Origin of the sequence: Chryseobacterium indologenes, from assembly GCA_016025055.1 — a bacterium.
Taxonomy (GTDB): Bacteria; Bacteroidota; Bacteroidia; order Flavobacteriales; family Weeksellaceae; genus Chryseobacterium; species Chryseobacterium indologenes.
On sequence record CP065590.1, the window covers coordinates 4,006,734 to 4,029,738 of the forward strand.

General features: G+C 36.0%; 23 protein-coding genes and 2 pseudogenes. 24 read left to right on the top strand and 1 reads right to left on the bottom strand.

Going from position 1 to position 23,005, the window contains the following annotated elements; translation table 11 throughout:
• The first annotated feature begins 1 nt into the window (after position 1).
• From hisC to H3Z85_18555, 24 genes and pseudogenes are all read left to right on the top strand, one after another.
• On the top strand, positions 2–1,033 hold the full coding sequence (gene hisC, locus H3Z85_18440) for a histidinol-phosphate transaminase (GenBank protein ID QPQ51271.1): 1,032 nt from the start codon (positions 2–4) through the stop codon (positions 1,031–1,033).
• Between the two features lie 2 nt (positions 1,034–1,035).
• A complete protein-coding gene (hisB, locus tag H3Z85_18445; GenBank protein QPQ51272.1) occupies positions 1,036–2,130 on the top strand; it encodes a bifunctional histidinol-phosphatase/imidazoleglycerol-phosphate dehydratase HisB in 1,095 nt (364 codons plus the stop codon).
• Positions 2,131–2,132: 2 nt separating this feature from the next.
• On the top strand, positions 2,133–2,711 hold the full coding sequence (gene hisH, locus H3Z85_18450) for an imidazole glycerol phosphate synthase subunit HisH (GenBank protein ID QPQ51273.1): 579 nt from the start codon (positions 2,133–2,135) through the stop codon (positions 2,709–2,711).
• On the top strand, positions 2,711–3,433 hold the full coding sequence (gene hisA, locus H3Z85_18455) for a 1-(5-phosphoribosyl)-5-[(5-phosphoribosylamino)methylideneamino]imidazole-4-carboxamide isomerase (GenBank protein ID QPQ53943.1): 723 nt from the start codon (positions 2,711–2,713) through the stop codon (positions 3,431–3,433). Before hisH ends, hisA begins: the two co-directional genes overlap by 1 nt.
• On the top strand, positions 3,426–4,178 hold the full coding sequence (gene hisF, locus H3Z85_18460) for an imidazole glycerol phosphate synthase subunit HisF (GenBank protein ID QPQ51274.1): 753 nt from the start codon (positions 3,426–3,428) through the stop codon (positions 4,176–4,178). The genes hisA and hisF overlap by 8 nt, the downstream gene beginning before the upstream one ends.
• Positions 4,175–4,762: a bifunctional phosphoribosyl-AMP cyclohydrolase/phosphoribosyl-ATP diphosphatase HisIE gene (locus H3Z85_18465; GenBank protein ID QPQ51275.1), complete on the top strand. Its 588-nt coding sequence runs from the start codon at positions 4,175–4,177 to the stop codon at positions 4,760–4,762. Before hisF ends, H3Z85_18465 begins: the two co-directional genes overlap by 4 nt.
• A 313-nt stretch (positions 4,763–5,075) precedes the next feature.
• Positions 5,076–6,700 (top strand): annotated as a pseudogene (locus tag H3Z85_18470) (T9SS type A sorting domain-containing protein).
• 2 nt (positions 6,701–6,702) lie between these two features.
• Positions 6,703–8,520, top strand: a complete 1,818-nt coding sequence (locus tag H3Z85_18475) for a hypothetical protein (protein ID QPQ51276.1) — start codon at positions 6,703–6,705, stop codon at positions 8,518–8,520.
• Positions 8,514–10,088 (top strand): RHS repeat protein, encoded by a 1,575-nt coding sequence (locus tag H3Z85_18480; GenBank protein ID QPQ51277.1) that lies wholly within the window; start codon positions 8,514–8,516, stop codon positions 10,086–10,088. Before H3Z85_18475 ends, H3Z85_18480 begins: the two co-directional genes overlap by 7 nt.
• A 6-nt stretch (positions 10,089–10,094) precedes the next feature.
• Positions 10,095–10,310 carry a hypothetical protein gene (locus tag H3Z85_18485; protein QPQ51278.1) on the top strand — a complete coding sequence of 72 codons (216 nt, stop codon included), beginning with the start codon at positions 10,095–10,097 and terminating at the stop codon, positions 10,308–10,310.
• Positions 10,311–10,462: 152 nt separating this feature from the next.
• Positions 10,463–11,014, top strand: coding sequence for a hypothetical protein (locus H3Z85_18490; GenBank protein ID QPQ51279.1), 552 nt, complete (start codon positions 10,463–10,465; stop codon positions 11,012–11,014).
• Positions 10,987–13,395, top strand: a complete 2,409-nt coding sequence (locus H3Z85_18495; GenBank protein QPQ51280.1) for an HNH endonuclease — start codon at positions 10,987–10,989, stop codon at positions 13,393–13,395. The genes H3Z85_18490 and H3Z85_18495 overlap by 28 nt, the downstream gene beginning before the upstream one ends.
• Positions 13,396–13,398: 3 nt before the next feature.
• The gene (locus H3Z85_18500; protein QPQ51281.1) at positions 13,399–14,121 is read left to right on the top strand and encodes a DUF4262 domain-containing protein; all 723 of its coding nucleotides are present in this window, start codon (positions 13,399–13,401) and stop codon (positions 14,119–14,121) included.
• Positions 14,122–14,279: 158 nt separating this feature from the next.
• Positions 14,280–14,639 carry a hypothetical protein gene (locus H3Z85_18505; GenBank protein QPQ53944.1) on the top strand — a complete coding sequence of 120 codons (360 nt, stop codon included), beginning with the start codon at positions 14,280–14,282 and terminating at the stop codon, positions 14,637–14,639.
• A gap of 211 nt (positions 14,640–14,850) precedes the next feature.
• Positions 14,851–15,254, top strand: a pseudogene (locus tag H3Z85_18510) (HNH/ENDO VII family nuclease).
• 84 nt (positions 15,255–15,338) lie between these two features.
• Positions 15,339–15,725, top strand: coding sequence for an ankyrin repeat domain-containing protein (locus H3Z85_18515; GenBank protein ID QPQ53945.1), 387 nt, complete (start codon positions 15,339–15,341; stop codon positions 15,723–15,725).
• 276 nt (positions 15,726–16,001) lie between these two features.
• On the top strand, positions 16,002–16,352 hold the full coding sequence (locus tag H3Z85_18520; protein ID QPQ51282.1) for a hypothetical protein: 351 nt from the start codon (positions 16,002–16,004) through the stop codon (positions 16,350–16,352).
• A 57-nt stretch (positions 16,353–16,409) separates the two neighbouring features.
• Positions 16,410–17,042, top strand: a complete 633-nt coding sequence (locus H3Z85_18525; GenBank protein ID QPQ51283.1) for an AHH domain-containing protein — start codon at positions 16,410–16,412, stop codon at positions 17,040–17,042.
• Between the two features lie 16 nt (positions 17,043–17,058).
• Positions 17,059–17,826, top strand: coding sequence for a DUF2314 domain-containing protein (locus tag H3Z85_18530; GenBank protein ID QPQ51284.1), 768 nt, complete (start codon positions 17,059–17,061; stop codon positions 17,824–17,826).
• Positions 17,827–18,005: 179 nt separating this feature from the next.
• On the top strand, positions 18,006–18,191 hold the full coding sequence (locus tag H3Z85_18535; protein QPQ51285.1) for a hypothetical protein: 186 nt from the start codon (positions 18,006–18,008) through the stop codon (positions 18,189–18,191).
• A gap of 49 nt (positions 18,192–18,240) precedes the next feature.
• The gene (locus H3Z85_18540; protein ID QPQ51286.1) at positions 18,241–18,642 is read left to right on the top strand and encodes a hypothetical protein; all 402 of its coding nucleotides are present in this window, start codon (positions 18,241–18,243) and stop codon (positions 18,640–18,642) included.
• Positions 18,643–18,653: 11 nt separating this feature from the next.
• Positions 18,654–18,980, top strand: a complete 327-nt coding sequence (locus H3Z85_18545) for a hypothetical protein (protein ID QPQ51287.1) — start codon at positions 18,654–18,656, stop codon at positions 18,978–18,980.
• 577 nt (positions 18,981–19,557) lie between these two features.
• On the top strand, positions 19,558–19,734 hold the full coding sequence (locus H3Z85_18550) for a hypothetical protein (GenBank protein ID QPQ51288.1): 177 nt from the start codon (positions 19,558–19,560) through the stop codon (positions 19,732–19,734).
• A gap of 11 nt (positions 19,735–19,745) precedes the next feature.
• Positions 19,746–21,680 carry a TonB-dependent receptor gene (locus H3Z85_18555; GenBank protein QPQ51289.1) on the top strand — a complete coding sequence of 645 codons (1,935 nt, stop codon included), beginning with the start codon at positions 19,746–19,748 and terminating at the stop codon, positions 21,678–21,680.
• 139 nt (positions 21,681–21,819) lie between these two features.
• Here the strand turns inward: H3Z85_18555 and H3Z85_18560 are convergent, their stop codons facing one another.
• Positions 21,820–22,995 (bottom strand): M28 family peptidase, encoded by a 1,176-nt coding sequence (locus H3Z85_18560; GenBank protein ID QPQ51290.1) that lies wholly within the window; start codon positions 22,993–22,995, stop codon positions 21,820–21,822.
• Positions 22,996–23,005 lie beyond the last annotated feature (10 nt).

Consider the following 23,005-nt stretch of genomic DNA (forward strand, 5'->3'; position numbering starts at 1 on the left):
AATGGAAAATAAAATAATTAATATCAGTGCTTTAGTAAGAGAAAATATTTCAAAACTGCAACCGTATATAAGTTTCAGGGATCATAATGAATTTAATGAACCGGTTCTTCTGGACGCTAATGAAAGTCCTTTCGGAGAATTCAATCGATACCCTGATTCTACCCAGAAAAAGCTTAAAAATAAACTAGCAGGCCTAAAGAATATTTCTCCTTTACAAATAGCCATAGGAAACGGAAGTGACGAGTTGATTGATTTAATCATCAAAGTCTTTTGTGAGCCTAAAAAAGATTCCATTATGATGATGAATCCTTCTTTTGCAATGTATGGGTTTTATGCGGCAATCAATGAAAATAAGGTGTTGAAACTCAATCTTGACGGGAATTTTGAGATCGTAAAAGATGATTTTATGAAGATGACCGGTGAAGAAGCCATTAAAGTATTCTTTCTATGCTCACCCAATAATCCCACTGGAAACAGTGTAGAAGATATTGAATTTTATGTCCGGAATTTTAACGGAATTGTCGTGGTGGATGAAGCGTATATTGAATTTTCAGGAAAAAAATCAAGCATTGAACTTTTAAACAAATATCCTAACCTCATTGTTCTGCAGACATTTTCCAAAGCTTGGGGAGCTGCAGGAGCAAGGGTGGGTATAGCATATGCTTCCGGAGAAATTATAAGCCTGATCAATACAGTAAAAGCACCTTATAATGTGAATTCATTAAGCCAGGAGCTGATTCTGAAAACTCTTGAAGAAAAAAACAGGTTAGAAGACAATGTAGAAGACATTTTAGCGGAAAGAAAATGGCTCGAAGAACAGTTTAAAAATATTCCGTGTATTTCAAAAGTATTTCCTACAGATGCCAACTTTTTTCTGATTCAAATGGGAAATGTAGATCAGGTATATGGAAAAATGCTGGAAGAGGAAATTTTAACCAGCAGAAGAGATCCTGCGATACCGGGATGTATCCGCATTAATGTCGGAAACCGTAAGGAAAATGAAAAACTGATCAACATTTTACAAACAACATAGATATGAAAAAAGTATTATTTATAGACCGTGACGGAACGCTGATCATTGAGCCGCCTGTTGATTTTCAGGTTGATTCATTGGAAAAGCTTGAGTTTTATCCGGGGGTTTTCAGAAACCTTTCAAAAATAGCCAACGAGCTGGATTATGAACTGGTGATGGTGACCAATCAGGATGGTCTTGGAACGGAAAGCTTTCCCTTTGAAGACTTTATTAAACCTCAGGAAAAAATGTTGAAAGCATTTGAAAATGAGGGGATTTTATTTAGTGATATTTTAATCGATAAAAGCTTTGAGCACGAAAATCTTCCGACCAGAAAACCAGGAACAGGAATGATGGCAAAGTATATATACGGAAATTATGACCTTGAAAATTCATATGTAATTGGTGATCGAAGTAGTGATGTGCAACTTGCTGTGAATTTGGGATGTAGAGCTGTTTATCTTAATCATAACTTAAATACAGATGCTGCGCTCTCCACTTCAAGCTGGGCTGATATTTACCAGTTTTTAAAATCGGGAATGCGAAAGGCCAAAGTATACAGAAAGACCAACGAAACGGAGATAGAGATCGAGGTTAATATCGATGGAAGCGGAAAAGCAGAAATTTCTACAGGGCTTCATTTTTTTGACCATATGCTGGAACAGATTGCGAGACACGGTAATATGGACCTCAAGATTAATGTAAACGGAGATCTTGCCGTGGATGAGCACCACACGATAGAAGATACGGCTATCGTTTTGGGTGAAGCAATTGTAAAGGCTTTAGGAAAGAAAAAAGGTATTGAAAGATACGGTTTCCTTCTCCCGATGGATGATTGCCTTGCACAAGTGGCTATAGACTTCGGAGGCAGACCATGGCTGGTTTGGGATGTTCAGTTGAGAAGAGAAAAAATCGGTGATGTTCCTGCAGAAATGTTTTTTCACTTTTTCAAATCGTTTACCGATTCTTCTAAATCCAACCTGAATATCAAAGCGGAAGGAGATAACGAACACCACAAGATCGAATCCGTTTTTAAAGCGTTTGCCAAAGCGATCAAAATGGCGGTCAATCAGTCTGATGCCAATTATAGTTTACCATCAACCAAAGGAAGTTTATAGAGATGATTGCTATCATAAAATATAACGGAGGTAATGTAAGCTCTGTGCAGAATGCATTAGACCGCTTAGGAGTTGATTCGGTTATTACAGATGATCCCGAACAGATTACAAAGGCAGATAAAGTTATCTTTCCCGGTGTAGGCGAGGCTTCGTCCACCATGAAGCTTTTAAAGGAGAAAGGTCTGGATGTATTGATTCCGACTTTGACACAGCCTGTTTTGGGGATATGCCTGGGGATGCAGCTGATGTGTAAGGAGAACGAAGAAGGAAATACGGAAGGAATGGGGATCTTTGATTGCAAGGTGAAAAGATTTCCTCCACAAGGGCTGGTTCCCCACATGGGCTGGAATACGATTTCAGGCCAGGGTTTATCTTTATTTGGAGGACTTGAGGCCGGAAGTGATGTCTATTTCGTTCACAGCTATTATTGTGAATTGTCGGATTGTACGACTTCGGTGTGCGATTATATTCTGCCATTCAGTGCTTCATTGCAGAAAGATAATTTCTATGCAGTGCAGTTTCACCCTGAAAAATCGGGAGGAATCGGAAGCCAGATTTTAAACAATTTTATAAGATTATGATGAAAATTATTCCGGCTATAGATATTATCGACGGGAAGTGTGTACGCCTGTCCAAAGGAGATTATAACACCAAAAAGATTTATAACGAAAATCCTGTAGAAGTAGCAAAAGAGTTTGAGAGCTTCGGCATTCAGTTTCTTCACCTTGTGGACCTCGATGGCGCAAAATCAAAACATATTGTCAATCAGAAAGTATTGGAGAATATCGCAAATTCAACGTCGTTGCATATTGATTTTGGCGGAGGATTAAAGACCGAAGAAGATATACAAACGGCTTTCAGTTCCGGTGCAAAACAGATTACGTTGGGAAGTATTGCGGTACAGGATCCCGAATTTTGTTTTAAAATGATTGAACAATATGGTCCGGAGAAAATAATACTCGGAGCCGATTGTGATAACCGAAAAATTAAAACTTCAGGCTGGCTGGAAGAAAGCGACCTGGACGTGATAGACTTTATTTCGAAATACAAAGAAAAGGGAATCCGACATGTGATCTGCACAGATATAGCCAAGGATGGTATGCTTGAAGGACCTTCGACAGGGCTTTATATTGAAATTTTGTATAAGACATCGGTTCAGTTGGTGGCCAGCGGTGGTATTTCAGGCATCAAAGATGTTTATAAAATGAAAGATCTCGGCTGTTCCGGGACAATTATCGGAAAAGCTATTTATGAAGGAAAAATAAGCTTACAACAACTTCAGAATTTTATTGAAAATGCTTAAAAAGAGAATTATTCCGTGTCTGGATATAAAAGACGGAGCTACCGTGAAGGGAATCAACTTTGAAGGGTTACGCAATGCCGGAGATCCTGTGGAGCTGGCCAGAAAGTACGAAAAAGACGGCGCAGATGAGCTTGTTTTTCTGGATATCACTGCTACCATTGAGAACAGGAAAACGTTTGCAGAGCTGGTGAAAAATATCGCTAAAGAACTGAGTATCCCGTTTACAGTGGGTGGCGGAATTTCCACAGTTGAAGATGTAAGAAAACTTTTGGAAGCAGGAGCCGATAAGATCAGTGTCAACTCATCTGCCGTGAAAAACCCTCAGCTTATTTCTGACCTGGCGAAAGAATTCGGAAGCCAGTGTGTTGTAGTAGCCATTGATACCCGTTTGGTAAATCAATCTGATCTTGTTCACATCAAAGGCGGAAGGGAAGCTACTTCTCTCAATACCATTGAATGGGCAAAGCAGGCTGAAGCTTTGGGTGCCGGCGAAATTCTTTTAACTTCCATGGATGGTGATGGCACCAAAAATGGATTTGATGTGCAGATTACAAAGCTGGTGGCAGATGAGATCAGTATTCCTGTCATAGCTTCAGGAGGAGCGGGGAGTATGGATGACTTTGTTCAAGTATTTAATGAGACCAGAGCAACAGGAGCATTGGCAGCCAGTATTTTCCATTTCAATGAGATAGGCATTCAGGAGTTAAAACAACAGTTAAAACAACAAAAAATAGAGATGCGATGAAAATTAATTTCAACAAAGATAATGGCCTGGTTCCCGTAATAATTCAGGACAACAGAACGCTGCAGGTTCTGATGCTTGGGTATATGAATGAAGAGGCATTCAAGAAAACAGAACAGGAAGGAATCGTTACTTTTTTCAGCCGTTCCAAAAAGAGACTCTGGACAAAAGGTGAGGAGTCCGGTAATTTTTTAACGGTTAAAAGTATAGCCATCGATTGTGATCAGGATACCATTTTAATTAAAGCAATTCCTACCAATGTAGTTTGCCACACGGGAAGTTTCAGCTGCTTTGGAGAGAAGGCTCCAAAAGGCTTCTTATACGAGCTGGAAGAAAAGGTCTCTCAGAGAATTGATGATAAAACACAAGGATCATATACGTATTCACTCTACCAGAGAGGAATCAATAAAGTGGCTCAGAAAGTGGGGGAAGAGGCGGTGGAGGTCGTGATAGAAGCCAAAGATGATAATGCTGAACTCTTTAAAAATGAGGCTGCTGATCTGATGTATCATTTTTTGATCCTGTTGAAAGCGAAAGGTTTCTGTTTGGAAGATGTGGAAAAGGTCTTACACGAGCGAAATAAATAGTGTTTTCATGATGAATAAAATATTCCTTACGAAATTTAATATCACTTCGGAATAAATAGTAAAAATGCTGATATTTAACCATACAAAGGCTATCTCATGTTGGGATAGCCTTTATTTTTTCTCTTTAGATGATAAGTGATAAAATGTTATGCTATTGAAAAGTTATTGATTATATAAGCTTATAAAATGAAATCATTAATTTTTTAAAATAATCTCAATTATTTGATGATTAATGTGCATTAAATCAAGTTGTTGTATTGACTGATGTCCTTAAAATGGATTAGCTTTCATCCGTCAAAAATAAAACATAAATATGAAAATGCTTTACCTATGCGTAATTTTTTTATACGCATATCCAAACATGAAGGCCCAGGAAGTCCTCTGGCAGAAAGACATCAGGTCTTCCACTCAGGATTTTCTCAGCCAGGTCACTACAACAATTGACCAGCAATATCTTATCACAGGCAGTTCTATCCGGTCAGCAAGCACGAAGCTAGAGGCTGGAAAACAACAGAATAACGGTTACGATTTCCATGCAGTCAAACTCAACCAACAGGGAGAGCAGGCTTGGGAAAAGTATTTCTCAGGATCAAGTCACGATTATCTATCCTCTACAGTAACCACTCAGGATGGTGGATTTCTCTTGGCCGGAACTTCTTATTCCGGGAAAGGATTGGACAAAAAGACGATTCTAAGGGTGGCTCGGATATCTGGCTGATCCGAATCAATGAATTCGGAGATGAATTATGGCAGAAAACGCTTGGAACCTCGGCGGATGAAGAAGCCAGGGCAGTTATTCAGACTACCGATTTAGGATTTTTTGTAGCCGGAAATGTACAAAATTCATCAAAAGGATATGGCTCCAAAGATGTCCTGATCACCCGATTGGACAAAGACGGAAAAGAATTGTCACAATTGATTGTAGGGGGAAAAGGTCTGGATGAAGTTGAGAAGATGATTCCGACCAGGGATGGAGGAGCGTTACTGGGAATATATTCTAGGAGTTCTGAGATTCGTGATACAAGGTCTACCACTTCAGATCTGAATAATAAAACCCCAAATTCCGAATCCCGTTACTCAAAATCCAGCAGCAATTTCGGTGAAGGCGACTATTGGATTGTAAAGCTCGATAAAAACGGAAAAGTAGAATGGGAAAAGGATTTCGGCGGCAAAGGAGATGACCATATCAGAACGCTGGCTCTTACTGCTACAGGTTTTGTTATCGGTGGAGAATCCAGATCCGAAAGGTCAGGAAACAAATCCGTAGGAATTGAAGAAGGCACAGATCTATGGTTGATTGCTGTAAACGAAAGAGGTGATGAAGAGTGGCAAAGATCCTACAATTTCAAAAACCGGGATATCCTGATGGGAATGAATGTGATGATGAAGAGCCAAGAATCAAGAGCCAAGAATCAAGATGTTACCACAGGAATTTTACTTGGTGGTTATACCCAGGCGGAAGGAAGAGTTCAAAAAGACGATGAAACCTTCTGGATGATCTACTTGGATGGAAACGGTAATGAACAGTGGAGAAAACACGTAAGCGGAGAATCGAGACAAAAAGAAGAGCGACTTTCAGACTTGAAACTGAACAGAGACGGCTCTATCATTCTTGCCGGAACCAGTGCCACAGAATTAGGAAAGGAAAACTGGAAGATCGTAAAACTGGGCGACAAACAGGTAGACCAGCTGATTCCAAAATATGATATTAAAATCTATCCGAATCCTGTTTCAGACTATGCATACGTAGAAATTGGCTTTGATTTCAAAGAAACGGAGATTGTGTTGTACGATATGAGCGGAAGACAGCTTCAGAGTTTGAAAACAAAAAATAAAGTGACTAAGATCAACACACAGGCTTTAGTTCAGGGAGCCTATCTGGTGGTGATAAAAACGGATAACAATAAAACGGCGAATGCTAAACTGATTAAAAAATAACCATGAGAAAAAATATAATATTAGTAGCATCATTATTGGCCACTCAGGTTTTTTATGCCCAATTGGGAAATAAACTAAGTGATGATAAATTTCTTCCTAATGTGACTCTACCATCTCCAAATGCTTATTCTTTGGGGAATTTTGGAAACCTGGAGGTAGGAGAATTCACCGGAACTCCTAATATCAATATTCCTTTATTACAATTTAAAGGTAAGGGGTTAAATACAGATTTATCATTATCTTATACTTCAAGTGGAATAAAAGTAGATGAAAAAGATGAACAATTTGGTCTAGGCTGGACACTGGTTGCAGGTGGAGTTATTAACAGGGTAGTGCGTAATAAAGACGATTTTATGGATCGTCAATTATTAGCTCCCGAAAATCTGAATGGAGGGCCTTCTGACCCTAGGATTGCACAATTTTTCTATGATGCAGGTAACTCAGGAAAGGATACTGAGGCAGATCTTTTTTCCTTTAGCGTAGGAAATATTAGTGGACAGTTTGTAATTAGTAAGGAAGGTGAAATTGAATTATTAACTAAGGATGATATAAAAATTAATATACAATATGATGTAGAGCATAATCCTTATTTTATAATGAAGGATTCTAAAGGTATTACTTATTATTTTACAGCAATTGAACAAACCTCTACGAGCTCAGTTGGTGGAGGCTTACATGGTGCAACCACGTTAGCAGTAACAGCATGGTTTTTAACAAAAACAGAAGATACCAATGGGGAGATGATCATATTTGAATATGACGATGATACGCCAAGTTATACAATGTCAAAGTCACAAATATTATCTTATTCCGATCCACCATCACAAGCTTATTGTGAAAATTTAGAAAATGGAATGACTCATGTAAGATACTATTCTAGTCCACCAACATTAGGACCTATTATAAATAACAATATAAGTATTGATGGAAAAAGACTTAAAAGAATAATAAGTAATAGAACTAGTGAAAAGATAGAAATTAATGCTAATATAGGTGAATCAATAATAACACATTATTATAACTCCAATATTATTGAACAACTTACTTTTAAATTTTACAAAACAGCTAATGAAAGGCTATTTCTAAAATCTATAAGTTCATTTAGTAAAGAAAAAGATTATAGTTTTGAGTATATACAACCGAATGCCTTTCCTCAAAGATTGGCTTTTTCTCAGGATCATTGGGGATACTTTAACGGTACATCAAATTCAAACATTATTCCTAAGAACATAGATTATGCTCCTAGTAATGATTATGCTGGAGCTGATAAAAATCCAAACCCGTCTACATCAGTATATGGTATTTTAAATAAAGTAATTTATCCTACCAAAGGATGGACAACTATAGAATATGAACCTAATACTTATTATGGAAGCGAAATGATATATCCAAATCCTATAGATATTCGTGAGGGACTTGTTCTTACAAGTGATGATTTTGAACTTTCTAAAATATTTGGTATTCAACCTGCAGTTAATCAGCGTATAGTTATACAGGGATATGGAACATTTAACTCTATTGATTGTCGTAGTGAACCAGATATGGGGACACGTCATCGTATAGATTTAAGTATTAGAGACCTTACTACCAATAGATTTGTTAGTATGGTTTCATCAGATTCTAATGGAAATACAACAGGTATTGGAAGCTTTACTGGTGTTTACTTTTCAAGAGGAAATCCTAATTATTATAGTTTTTTTGCTAAAGCTGGGCATACATATCAGTTTAAGATGTCTGCAAGCTGGCAATGTACCAATGGCAGTATATCTTTGAAATATGTTAATCAGACTCCTACGGAAGTACAAAAAATATTGTGGTAGGCGGGAACCGTGTTGCCAAAATGATTGATTCTGATGGGAATCAACAGTCTATAAGAAGATATTATTATGGACCCAAGAATAATCTAAATCAATCTTCGGGAGATAAAGGATTAGCACCGTTCTATAGAGATTTTAGAAAATGGGAGCCTCCTTGTACTACAGGATTAATGCCTCCATTACGTGAGGCTGTCATTACGTCATCAAGTATTTACCCTTTATTCAATAGTGGAAGAAGTAATGTTTATTATAAATATGTAACAACCAGCTTTGGGGGTGATAACTTTGAAAAAGGAGGGGTGGAAAAAGAATTTACAGTGAAAAGAGATTATTGGGGAAATCAAATTTTTGGCTCCGAGAATGTCGGATCTGCACCATGGACAAACTTTGGATGGAATAACGGATATCTGAAGACTGAGAAATTTTTTGATAATCAAGGGAATATACTTAAAGTAAATGATTATTTATGGGAAAAGAAGAATGTAACGGATAATAAATCATATTATGTGCGAAAAAATTACAGTCCCAATCATCCAAAAAATCCTGTATATACTTGTACAAGCGAAGATGTTATAAGACCAGATAACGGATTCTATTGGAAATGTAAATCAGACCATCGTCATTTCATGAATGTTTCTAAGTGGAAATGTGTAGCATTGGGTGCAGATAATGAAAAAGTAACTTTTGCTAATAACTGCTATCAGCAGCCTTTAGGAAAACAGATTGTACATTCCCTAGCCTTAGAAAATTTGGATATTGTCGAGTATAATAATATTTCATATCAGAAATACTTAAAAAGTATTACCACTACCGATTATGTAAATAATCAACCAATGAAATCTACGATTACTGAAAATACGTATGACAGCAATCTTCACTATCAGCAGACTTCCAAAAAAGTAACCCATTTGGATAATAGTATTACAGAAAACGGATACCAGTACGCTCATGAAAAAGGAAATCAACGGTTAATCAATGCTAACATGGTTGGGATCCCATTAGAAACTTCTACGACGGAAAGAAGAAATGTCAATGATACTTCTAGGAAAATAACTTCAAAAGTAGAGACAAAGTATGATAACCCAGCTCTATTATTACCTACCTCTGTAGTTTCTACTGATTTACAAAATATTGCAAAAACAGAAATTACTTATGACAAATATGATGATAAAGGCAATCTTCAGCAGTATACTACAAAAGATGGTATTTCTACCGTGATTATCTGGGGATATGATAACACGTATCCAATTGCCAAAATAGAAAATATCAGATATGAAGATGTTTCCCAATCCATCATTAATGCTATTGTAAACGCTTCTAATGTTGATGCTTCTGCGGGTAAAAATAATGATGAAACGGATTTATTAAATGCCTTTAATACCTTCAGAAATGGTTTGAGCAGTAATCAGGTAACGACCTACACTTATGACCCTCTGATAGGTGTAAGAAGCATTACCTCACCATCAGGAATCAGGGAAAACTATCTCTATGATTCTGCTGGCAGACTTGAAAAAATAATTGATGCCGATGGAAGGGTAGTGAAGGAAATGAAGTACAACTATAAAAACTAATTACTGATGAAAAAAAAAATAATTCCTATATGCATTTTACTGATGAGTTATTCATTACATGCTCAGCTTACACAAGAAGAAAACTATATTCAGTCTAAAACCTATCTTGATTATAATGGAACCGTTGCTTCAAAAATCTCAGAGACCGTTCAGTATTTTGACGGATTGGGAAGACCTAAACAGGTTGTTAATGTAAAAGCTTCTCCTCTTGAAAAGATGTAGTCACTCATATTGAATACGATCAGTTTGGAAGACAGGTAAAAGATTATCTTCCATTTCCACAGTCCGGAACCCAGAATGGGGCCATTTATACATCACCTCTTGGAAATGCATCCTCTGTTTACGGTGGAGAAAAGATCTATTCAGAAAAAGTATTGGAAAATTCTCCTTTAGATAGAATACAGCAACAGATTCAGGTAGGAAATGACTGGACGGGAAAGCCTGTGAAATTTGACTATGATGCCAATATCGCTGGAGAGGTTTACAATTTTGTTACCTCTACAACATTTCAAAATGGAGCAACATTATCAACCGTTAAAGTATCTGAAAATAATAGTGTATCCAGCGATGGATATTATAATGCTAATACTTTATATAAAAGTACGGTTACTGATGAAGACGGAAATAAAACGATAGAATTTAAGAATGGACAAGGTCAGACTCTATTGGTCAGAAAAAATGGTGCTATTCAAAATGTTGATACATATTATGTATATAATGAATACAATCAGTTAGCATTTGTGATTTCGCCTAAAGCAATGGGGCTTTTAATAGATAATGGTCTTGCAGATTCAGAATTTGTTCTGGATCCTATATTAAGTGATCTCTGCTATCAATATCGTTACGACGGAAGAGGAAGGTTGGTAGAAAAAAACTTCCGGGAAAAGGTTGGGAGTATATGGTCTATGATAAAGCTGACCGTTTAATTCTCACTCAGGATGCTAACTTACGTAATCAGGAACAGTGGTTGTTCACCAAATATGATCAGTTTGGACGTATTGCCTATACCGGAATCATGCCCGGAACGACCCGTACATCTATGCAAAACCAGATCGGAAATCAGATTATTACCGAAACACAGACCAGCATCGGTTTTTCAAAAAGCGGCAGAATTGCATACTATACCAATACATATCTTAGTGATCTGACCACTCTCCTTAGTATCAACTATTATGATACCTATCCAAGAGACACCAGGAAATTTCCTCCTGCTAAAATCCTTGATCAATTTGTGATCAATTTTGATGCCGCTTCTAATGGTGGTATTTCAACACAGGGTTTACCAACGGCATCGTATGTAAAAAACATTGAAGATGATAAGTGGACCATGAATTATATATACTATGATACCAAAGGCAGGGTAATAGGAACCCATTCTAGCAATCATTTGGGAGGATATACCCGAAAAGAATCTAAGCTTGATTTTGCCGGTGTAGCCCAACAGATGATTACTCAACATAAGAGACTGGATACCGATACAGAAAGAGTCATTACAGAAAATTTTGAATATGATGCTCAAAACAGATTAAAGAAGCATTGGCATCGGGTAGATAGTAACCCTCAGGAATTATTGGCAGAAAACACATATAATGAGTTGTCTCAGCTTTCCAATAAAAAAGTAGGAAACAATTTACAAAGTATTGATTATGCTTATAATATCAGAGGCTGGATGACCAAGATTAATGATCCATCAAATCTGAACGGAAAACTATTCGGATATGCATTGAAATATCAGAATCCTGTCTACTCCAATGTTTCTACCGGAAAATACAACGGTAATATTTCTGAGATAGATTGGGTAAGTGCTGATAATGGTACGGTAAAACGATATAATTATCAATTTGATGGACTAGACAGATTAAAAAATGGAATCTATTCTGAGCCTAATACCACCATACCACAGAATAATTATTACAATGAGACCTTAAGCTATGATGTGAACGGAAATATCCAAACCCTTAAAAGAAACAGATTTGTACAAAATTTAGGCGTTCAGCTGATGGATAACCTCAGCTATACCTATACCGGGAACAGGCTTAATACAGTAACCGATGCTTCAGGAAACTATGGAGGCTATCCCATAGGAGGAAATACGATTAAATACGATGCAAATGGAAATATGATTAACCATTTGGACAAAGGAATTAGTAGTATTAAATATAATTACCTTAATCTTCCCAACTACATTAAGTTTAACAGAGACTATGTTCCTCACGATGATACCATTGCTTATAAAAGTAATACAAAATACCTGTACAATGCTGGTGGTATAAAGCTGCGAAAGACCTATATCTATGGATCAGGAAGGGGCAACCTTACGGAAACCATAGAAAAAACAGATTATCTGGACGGGTTTCAGTATGACAATGATGTATTAAGTTTTGTTCCTACTACGGAAGGCTATTATGATTTTAAAAAGAATACTTATATTTACAACTATACCGATCAGCTGGGAAACATCAGATTAGCGTATTACAAAGATGCTTCCGGAAATGTGAAAATAGATAGGACAACGAACTATTATCCATTTGGGCTAGAATTCGGGGCAGAATTAAGTACATCCAATTCAATCACTCCGAATTATAGGTATTCTTCTCAGGGACAGGAGAAACAAAGAGAAACCGGATGGAGCTCTTACCGATGGAGAAATTATGATGCTACGATGGCGAGGTTCTTCAATGTGGATCCACTTAGTGAAAAATACGCTTATCAGTCGCATTATAATTTCTCAGAGAACAGAGTTGTAGATGGTAGAGAATTAGAGGGGCTTGAATGGATACCCCTACCTATCTATGGAGTTGGAGCTATGCCCCCTCCTCCGGTTTACGCTGGAAAAGAGGGAGCAGGTTCTTCTATTTATGAAACAGCGAAGAGTAATGCCATTAATAATTATAATGGCTTAATACGAGGGCTGGGTACTCAAATTAATGTTCTTGCAGCAGTAGGTAGTACCGGATTAGTTATTGCAAAAAAAGTTCTGAAAAGTGAAGGAGGTAGTAAAGCGGAAAGTAAAGGAAGTGATACAAAAGAAGGTAATAATAAAGAAAGATTATCTAAAATACCTAAACCTGGGAGGGGAAAAGGAACTGTAGAGAAAAAGGATAGGGACCCTAAGAGAACTTTATCAGAAAAAGATAAAAAAGAATTAATTGAGGAAAAAGATGGCAAGTGTGAGGGCTGTGGTAAAGAAGTAGATAGTAAAACATCTGATGCACATCATACCAAAAGACATGCAGATGGCGGTGAAACAACAAAAGAAAATACTAACATCCTTTGTAAAGATTGTCATAAAGAAATGCATAGATAAAAAATGAGAAAGCAAGAATTTATTAATTTGATCAGTGAACATATAGAAAATTATGGTTATCACTTAACTATTGTGGCAGGAAACTCACCTCTTCCTAGGTATTGTTATTCAATTGGCTTATTGGAAAAATTTGGATTTGAAATAGCATTTGTTGGGGGAGTTTTATACAGATCTGATGAAATAAAAGATATTATAGATAAAATTATTGAGCAAATTAAATTAGATCATAGTTTAAGTAATTTTAATCTAGGTATACTCGGTAATTTTAAATTACAACTTATAGATAAATCATGGAGTAAAGTTATGTTTGATGGTATTTATGATTTTTATAAAAGTTCAAATATTAAAGCTTATCAAATTATGCCTGATGAAAAGCATAAGACTCTGGAGGTTCCAAACATGTCTCTAAAATTTGAATCAAAAAAACAACCTATTTGGCAATGGCTAACAGAAAATTGGTCTTATCCCATCAAACAAGATTCTATTGTTTTTACAGATATTGATGCTTTGTTTGGAAAAAAGATTTTGGAAATTATGAGATGGGAAGAACAAGAATGGGAAATGTTTACAAGTGACGGAACTGAAATACCTACTGATCAAAAAAGAGCAGTATCTTTTGGAACTATATTAGGCATTGATAATACCATAATGCCAGCCATGAACCTAAAATTAGAGAAAGGACTCTGGCGCAATGAAGATAAACAGGAATGGAACGATTGGGGATAAGATACAGAATCAGTAATAAAATGGCTAAAAGATTTAAATTAAATGTAGATGATGTCCAATTTTTAATTAGACTTGACAACTAAATTAATTATGAAAAACAGGTAATCATTAGATTGTCTGTTTTATAAAATTTACAATTATCCGATCAGGTAGGAAACATCAGACTGGCGTATTACAAAGATGCTTCCGGAAACCTGAAAATAGACAGGGCTACTCATTATTATCCTTTCGGGCTTGAATTCGGGGCAGAATTAAGTACATCCAATTCAATCACTCCGAATTATAGGTATTCTTCTCAGGGACAGGAGAAACAAAGAGAAACCGGATGGAGCTCTTACCGATGGAGAAATTATGATGCTGCGATGGCGAGGTTCTTCAATGTGGATCCACTAACAGAAAGCTATCATACATGGTCACCTTTCGCCTTTAGTGGGAACAGAGTTGTTGATGCAAGAGAACTGGAAGGACTGGAACCTAAGAAAGTCAATGAAGTAAGTCTTCCAGGTGACCCCAATTGAATTTGCTGAATTTATTGGAGGTGGGATTAACAGTATCAGAGCTGCATTTTCTAACTCAGTAGTTAGGACAGCGAATGTTGTTGCAAATGATCGTTTTAATAATAAATACGAAGTTGATAATGATGGTGGTTTAACTCTTTTAACTGGTGTTCCAAAAGAATCCTTCAAAGAAAAAGTTGTAAACGGATCTTTTGACTTAGCTACTTTAGGAATGGCTGCTCTTGGAGGACCTGAAGGGGTACTAATGTCGCAAGGGGGAAAAGCTCCAGCTATTAAGGCTATTGAGGAGGTAAAAAGTTCCGCTAAATTGCCATATAGCAAGAGTAGACCTTCTTATGGTAAAAATCAGGTAGAAAATGTGTGGGAAGGTGCCAAACAAAAAAATGGAAAGGTTTATGATCCAAATACAGGCGAAGAATTATTATGGAATAAGTCACAAAAACCTAGACAATGGGATATGGGACACAAGCCTGGTAAAGAATACAATAAATTAAAAAAGACTATACGGAAGGTAAAATTTCTAAAGAAAAATTCTTAGAGGATTACAGAAATCCTAACAATTATCAACCTGAATCTAGAAATGCAAACAGAAGTAGAAAATATGAACAAAAATAACATCGATAAAGTTTTTCAATATGTAAGGCTTAATCAAGTAGAAAATCTAAAAAAGAAGTTAATTCGAGTAATGTCAATGATTTTATAAACGAGTATGATGAAAATCTTCTTCAGGAAGCAATATCCAGTAAAGCTTTTGAGATCATTAAGTATCTTTTAGAATGTGATATAAATATCAATCATGCTGATAGAGACGGCAAGACTCCATTACATTTCAGTACAGCATATAATGATTATGATACAACACAGTTTTTGCTTGATAACAAATCTATTGAAATAGATAAAAAAGATATTCATGGAAACAATCCCATGTGGGTGGCTACTTTCAATGCACGAGGTTATTATGATGTTGTAAAATTATTAAAACAAGCTGGCGCAAATCCTAATTCAAAAAATAACAATAATAAATCTGCTTTAGATTTTGCAAAACAAATCGAAGATCAAGATTTAGAAAAGATTCTAGCAAATTAAAAATTAATTATTATAAAGAAGCTGTTAAAAAATCAGCTTCTTTATTCTATCAAAAATCTCATATACTCCACACGAAAGGATTCGTGCGGGAGTGGGGGAAAATATCCTAAATGGCCTACCTACGCATTTAGTGGGAACAGAGTTGTTGATGCAAGAGAACTTGAAGGATTTGAGCCTAAGAAAGTCAATGAAGTAAGTCTTCCGGATGATCCTATAGAGTTTGCAGAATTTATTGGTGGAGGGATTAATAGTGTAAGAGCTGCGCTGGCTAATTCTGTGGGAAGAACCGTTAATGTTCTGACCAATGATGCTGTAAGAAATAAGTATGTAGTTGATGATGACGGCGGATTAACTTTGCTAACGGGAGTTCCAAAAGAATCTTTCAAAGAAAAAGTTGTAAACAGTTCTTTTGACTTAGCTACTTTGGGAATGGCAGCCATTGGGGGACCTGAAGGTGTGCTAATGTCACAAGGAGGCAAAGCCCCTGCAATTAAAGCTATTGAAGAGGTAAAAGATGCTGCGAAAGCCGTTCATGGAAATTCTAAGTTAAGTCGACTCGAATTTAGTGGAGATCTGAACACTGCCAATTCAATATCTCCAAACTACAGATACTCTTCTCAGGGATAGGAAAAACAATCAGAAACAGGATGGAGCTCTTACCGATGGAGAAATTATGATGCTACGATGGCGAGGTTCTTCAATGTGGATCCACTTAGTGAAAAATACGCTTATCAGTCGCATTATAATTTCTCAGAGAACAGAGTTGTAGATGGTAGAGAATTAGAGGGTCTTGAATGGGTTGGAGTAGTTACGAGAGTTATGCCTTTGTTTGAGAACTCTTCTGTACGCCCAAATCCAGTTATCGAAACAGTTAATAAAACTACTGAAACAACAGGCAAAGTAACAAACGAACATCATTTGATTCCAAAACAATATAAGAATCACGAAATTGTAAAACAGGCAAAGGAAGAAGGTTATAAATTTGAGGGCAAAGAAAATAAGCTAACTGTTGAGAAGTTTAACAAAGCTACCGGGGAAGGTAGACACGCAAACCATCCTAAGCTCAATGAACAAATAAAGCAATTACTTGATGAAATCCCTAAATCTGAGGCATTAAATGGGGTTAGAAATTTGAGAGATAAAGCAAAAGATGCAATTAATAACAATCCTGATACAAAATTGAATGATTTAAAATTGAAACAAGCTCCTCCTGTTAAAAAGGACAATATAAACGTTAATAATCCTCCCGTTCCTGTTATAAAGCCAGTATCTAAACCCAAAGATCCATGTGCAGGAAGACCAGGAGGCTGTGCCTAATTAAAAATTTATTATAATGAACAATAGTGCAAAAATTGAAGAAAACGAGATTTATCAATATAATCTATACAAAGCTAAAAATACCTTATGGTATTTCAATGAATTGATTAAAAATGGATTCTCTGAATATAATTGTGTTAAATTCAAAAATAAGGAAGGAGTTTATGTCTGGCTAGAAAATGTTAAGATCGAAGAAAGCAATTATTTAGGTCACCTTGCCGAAAATGAACTTTCTCAAAAAATCTCAATTGAAGAAGTAATAGATTGGATGATTATAGAAGAAGGAAGATTGGTGGGTGGCTACACAATACGACATTATAGAGATACTCTTGATGATGAAGCTAAAATGAATTTTGATATTGATTTTGGAGTTAAGATTGATGATGTTAATGATTTTTTTAAACCTGATTTCAGAACCCCGGAAGGTGCAATTATTACAATTGAAAACTTCTATTCAGACAAAAATCTAAGTGGGGTATTGTCTTGCAAAAACTTTTTACAGGAAGCCGAAAACTTATTGGAAGAAAGAAAAATAGATGTTACTGAAGAACTAACAACCAAAATTGCTGAAACATTGAAAACGTCTTTCATTGAAGGCATAGAGTCGAATGGATTCCCTTATTTCAAGGATATAGAAAGAAATTTCTCTCTTAAAGAAAAATTAGAAAATAAGCATTTAATTGAAGAAAAGATTACCTATCCTGATAAAACTACTACTATTAATACTTTATGGGTTGGATATTCTGAAGAACAAAAATGGAAAGTATTAAATCTTGTTGACTAAAAAAAGACAGCGAGAGGAATTGAAATTGAATAATATTGATAAATTAATATAACAAATGTATCTTATTAGTTTAGGGTATTGAAATCAATACCCTAAATTTTTAAAAGCAATGTCATTATACAGATCATGTTGGAAACATGGGGGATGCTATTAACTTCGTAGATTAAAGCGGAATAAAAATGACTCCACAAACAAGAAATGATGTGATAAATTATGTTTTTGATGGAACTTTGCCTAATCCTGGAGCAGGGATGATGCCAAATTCTTTGATTATTCAAAATGGAACCCAGATTCTAAGGAATAACAATTTACCTATACAACCTCTGGATGAACAATTAAGCGCTAACAAAAAAGTTTTACCATAATGAAAACAATTAAATATATCTCGTTAATCTTAATATTATTAAGCATAAGTTGCTGTGTCAATCAGAAAAAAAAGATGAAGAGCAAATCAAAAATACAATAAAAGAATATTGGACCGCTATCAAGAATAATGATCTAGAAGGATATAAAAACCTTTTTGATGGAAGTGAAAATTTTGCTGGAGCTATGCAAGCTGATCTATATTTTCTGCATAAAAATTATAATAAAATAAACCCAAATGATATTCTATTAAAAAATATCAAGATCAAAGATACTGTTGTGATGTTTGCTGAAAATAAACAAAAGTATGTTCAGTATACAATCAAAAAAGAAAATGATACTAATCTGATTAAGAAACCATTAATTATAACTTTAATGTTTTTTAAGCCTGTGGGATACAATAAAATATTTAATCTTGCGCCATTAAAAAATCATATTGGTTGGGTTAAATAATAATGATTTCAATGAAAATAATTAAATATATCTCATTAATCTTAATATTATTAAGTATAAGTTGTTGTGTAAATAAGAAGCAAAAAGATGAAGAGCAGATCAAATCAACGGTTCAAAATTTCTGGATAACAGTTCAAAACAATGATGAAACAAACTATTTAAAATTAGTTGATGGCAGTGAAGAATATAGATTTGCAATGCTAAATCGACTACATTATTTGAATAGAAATTACAGTAAAATAAAAAGAACTATAGAATCTAAGGGGGTTCAAATAAAAGACACAAATGAATTAGGGGAATCTCAAAAATGTGTAGAATATTTATTTATATATTTATAAAACCAAACTCTAGAACCATTAAGTGTGAAATTATTCTTTTTAAGCCAGCAGGCTATAATAAGATATTTAATGTTCAAATCTTGGGCAATATGCCTGAATGGGAAAAATAATCCCACGCTGCCGCGCGAATCCTTTTGCGTGGCATTTTTATTATTGACAGTGAAAAAAATAAGTATAATTACCATTATACAGATCACTTAGGAAAGTGTGTGTTTAAATTACATGAACAACGGATCGGGAGTAGAGATCATTGAGGAAAGCAGTTATTATCCGTTTGATTTGAAGCAGAAGGGTATAATACTTCAGTTGGTAAGGTGGCATATGAGTACAAGCACAATGGGAAGGAAACTCAGGAGATCAATATGTAAATTATGAAGCAAAAGAATTCACTATGATGATTATCAGTTGTAATAAATATTATAATGTATATTGATTTATGTGGTTTATTATTTTCTATGAATGTTTCAAATTGTAATATTTTAAGCTGATTCATCGATAAAACTGTTAAAATGACTTAATTTATCTAGATAATTAAAAGCTTTACTTTTGTTTTAAATTATTCTAAATAACACTAAGTATGAAGAAATCTATTTTTTTAATAGGGAGTTTAATAACGTTTTATCGGGTCGCTGCTCAGGAAAAAGATTCAATAGGACAGAACAGACTGGATGAAGTTATTGTTACAGCCTCAAGATCTCCTGAAATTGTAAAAAAGACAGCTTCTACGGTACATATTATCAACAAAAAGAAATAGCCGAACAAGCGTTGATCTCGCCGGATCTCAGTAATATTTTAGCTTATAAAGTACCAGGATTGGCATTTGGAAATAACCTTGTGAGCAACAGAGGGCAAACTCTGAGAGGAAGAAATGTTCTGATTATGATCGACGGAATTCCACAATCCAGCCCGTTGCGAAACAACGATAGGGAAATCAGAAGTATAGATCCTTCCGTTTTGGAAAGGGTTGAAGTCGTAAAAGGAGCCACTTCCATCTATGGAAACGGAGCTGAAGGTGGTATTATCAATTATATTACTCAGAAAAGTATTTCCGGTAAGCCTTTTTCAGGAAGAACGGTTTTAGGATTTACCAGCCATGATCTTTTTAATAACAAAATGTTCAAATCGGACGGTGGTGCCGGCTACAGGGTTTCACAAAGCTTCTTTGGAAAGGTTGGAAAACTGGATTATCTTGTTAACGGAACTTTTACCCAAAACGGAGTGAAAATAGATGGGGAAGGGCTGGTTCAGAATCCAAGATATGGTTTGGGAGAAACCGCCGTTAGTAATGCTTTTGCCAAGATCGGATATGATTTTAATGATACTAACAGGGTGGAAGCGATGTACAACTATTACTCGAGCCTGCAGGATTCAAAATATATCCTGGATATCGGTAAATACGGAGAGCGTCCTTCTACCGGCAAATTGGGTGAAAGAGAAGGCGTAAAAGAAGGAACGAGATATAATCATAACGGATATTTTAAATATATCAACAAAAATATTTTCCGTAATACAACCCTGAATACAACCTTGTATTTTCAGGATTTTTATACCATCTATGATTATCGGAATGCACCAAGATGGAAAACCGGAGGCCAGTCGGCAATTTTAGAAAAGAAGTACGGATTCAGAGCAGATTTCAACACTGAATTTGGAAAAGATAAAGGATTAAAAGGTTCCTTAACCTATGGTGCTGATCTTCTTAATGAGAAAACAAGCCAGCCATTGGTGGATGGCAGAATTTGGGTTCCCGAAATGAATATGCTGGCTATCGCACCTTTTGTGCAGGGAAAATTATTCATTACCGATGATCTGACCGTAAAGGCAGGACTCCGATGGGATAAAATGTCGGTTAAAGTTCCGGATTATACCACTCTGCCTTCCAATAAAGATATTCCGTTTAATGTGCAGGGAGGAAGATTAAATTATTCGAACCTGTCTTATAACGTAGGATTGAGCTATGTAGCCTTTGATTTCTTTCAGCCTTTTACTTCCTATTCCAGAGGATTTAATATCTATGACCTGGGACGGGTCTTGAGAGATGCCAAAAGCAATGTTTTAAATGAAATCAATACCGATCCTGTGGTTATCGACAATTACGAAATTGGATTCAACACCAAGATCGGGCAATACGTAGATTTCTCTGCAAGTTATTTTTATAATTATTCCAAACTGGGAGCAGATCTCGTTTCTGTGAATGGTTTCTGGACACCGCTTCGTGCTCCGCAATACATCAATGGAATTGAGCTGTCTTTGAACGTGTATCCCACACAGGGCCTGTCAATAGGAACCAATTATACTTATCAGGAAGGAAAAGTAGATGTGAAAAATGATAACAGCTACGAAAAATATTTAAGCGGGCTGAGAATTGCTCCCGCACGACTGAACTCTTATATTAAATGGAATGATAAAGCTCAGAAATTACAGTTGGGAGCCTATCATATGTATTCATTTAAAAGAGATAAGTTTGAGCCTGCTGCAACAGGGAAATATGACGAAGGGGAAGGCCCTGTGAAAGCTTTCAGTCTTTTTAATTTTCAGGGAAGCTATAAGGTCAATAGCCTGATGTCTGTAGGATTGGGAATAGAAAATATATTCAATACTTCATACTTTATCCCGACCTCGATGTATACCGCACGCGACGCAGAATATGTGAGAGGAAACGGAAGATATTATACAGTCTCTCTTAGTTTTAATTATTAACAGAAATACATCCATAATAAATGACCTTTGGAATTTTTCAAAGGTTTTTTATTCGTTCTTAGTTCCGGAAAAATACTAAAAAAGACAGAGCAGTATTCCTGCTCTGTCTCATTAAAAATCTAAAAATAGAATACTTATATCATCTGTCGATCAGAATATTTTTTACAACCGTCTGTTCACCGGCTTTCAGGATTCCGATATAAACTCCTTTTTCAAGACCGGACACATCGATTTTTGTTTCGTTGTTCTTTTTAAGCAGTGATTTTCCGGTCAGATTGGTCATCTCAAAACTAAAACGTGTTAATGCAGGATCCGGCATTTCAATATTCAGGATCGTACTGGCGGGATTGGGGTAAAACCTGGCGGATTCCAGAGAATTCGCTGCTGCCGTCTTATTCACTGTTAATGTGGTAGAAGCGGTTGCGAAATGCTGTAAAGCCCCTACGGCAGCTTTTCCGATATTATAAACATATACAGGATCTACATTGGCAAAAGTATCTTTGGATGTGTGTGGATAGCTGCTTCTTATTCTTTCAAAAAATCCTGTGATAACTTCTCCTTTTTGTTCAAAAGGAATATAATCACTGGCTTCTGCAGGATCAACAGCGGTCTGAAGAGGAGAGTAGAGTGCCGTACAGTTTCTGAGCTGTTGAGTCACGGCAGCAGAGGCAGTATTATTACTGGAAACGCCTCCCTGATCTTCATCACAATAGACTGTATTGTTGTTATTTCCTTTCACGCCACCCACCTGATCCAGGTTAAAGACCAGTTTGATATCCAGTTTGCGGACACCTCCCTGATATACAACGTTATTTACATAATGCGTGCTTCCTATAAGTCCCTGCTCTTCACCGGAAAAATGGATAAACTTGATTGAATACTCGGTAGGGACATCCTTTAATATTCTTGCAGCTTCCAGGATAATAGAAGTACCGCTACCGTTATCATTTACACCTGGCCCGTTGAGGGTGTCATAGTGTCCGCAGATAATAACAAATTTGTTCGGATAAAGTGTTCCGGTTTTGGTGATGATCAGATTTTTAGAAGTTTTTGATCCGTACGTGAATGAGCTTTCTACCATTTGACTTGCCGTATACCCATAAGAAGTATATTTGTTTTTGATCCAATTCAGAGCATTGGTATTAGCAACGGACCCGGTTGTTTTTATCCCTAAATTTCCAAACTCCTGTAGATTGGTAGTGATATTTGTCTGGGTAACCATATCTGCTCTGTCCTTATAAGCCTGGATAAAGGTCTGGGCAGTAATACTCTGTAGCATTACTGAAACACATAAAATTGTTGTGATTTTTTTCATATTAATATTT

Coding starts and splice junctions, on each gene's coding strand:
- H3Z85_18500 (QPQ51281.1), top strand. CDS start 13,399: ATGAGAAAGCAAGAATTTATTAATTTGATCAGTGAACATATAGAAAAT.
- hisB (QPQ51272.1), top strand. CDS start 1,036: ATGAAAAAAGTATTATTTATAGACCGTGACGGAACGCTGATCATTGAG.
- H3Z85_18535 (QPQ51285.1), top strand. CDS start 18,006: ATGACTCCACAAACAAGAAATGATGTGATAAATTATGTTTTTGATGGA.
- H3Z85_18530 (QPQ51284.1), top strand. CDS start 17,059: ATGAACAATAGTGCAAAAATTGAAGAAAACGAGATTTATCAATATAAT.
- H3Z85_18495 (QPQ51280.1), top strand. CDS start 10,987: ATGGTCTATGATAAAGCTGACCGTTTAATTCTCACTCAGGATGCTAAC.
- H3Z85_18550 (QPQ51288.1), top strand. CDS start 19,558: ATGAAGAAATCTATTTTTTTAATAGGGAGTTTAATAACGTTTTATCGG.
- hisA (QPQ53943.1), top strand. CDS start 2,711: ATGAAAATTATTCCGGCTATAGATATTATCGACGGGAAGTGTGTACGC.
- H3Z85_18465 (QPQ51275.1), top strand. CDS start 4,175: ATGAAAATTAATTTCAACAAAGATAATGGCCTGGTTCCCGTAATAATT.
- H3Z85_18525 (QPQ51283.1), top strand. CDS start 16,410: ATGGCGAGGTTCTTCAATGTGGATCCACTTAGTGAAAAATACGCTTAT.
- H3Z85_18560 (QPQ51290.1), bottom strand. CDS start 22,995: ATGAAAAAAATCACAACAATTTTATGTGTTTCAGTAATGCTACAGAGT.
- H3Z85_18475 (QPQ51276.1), top strand. CDS start 6,703: ATGAGAAAAAATATAATATTAGTAGCATCATTATTGGCCACTCAGGTT.
- hisC (QPQ51271.1), top strand. CDS start 2: ATGGAAAATAAAATAATTAATATCAGTGCTTTAGTAAGAGAAAATATT.
- H3Z85_18545 (QPQ51287.1), top strand. CDS start 18,654: ATGAAAATAATTAAATATATCTCATTAATCTTAATATTATTAAGTATA.
- hisH (QPQ51273.1), top strand. CDS start 2,133: ATGATTGCTATCATAAAATATAACGGAGGTAATGTAAGCTCTGTGCAG.
- hisF (QPQ51274.1), top strand. CDS start 3,426: ATGCTTAAAAAGAGAATTATTCCGTGTCTGGATATAAAAGACGGAGCT.
- H3Z85_18485 (QPQ51278.1), top strand. CDS start 10,095: ATGAAAAAAAAAATAATTCCTATATGCATTTTACTGATGAGTTATTCA.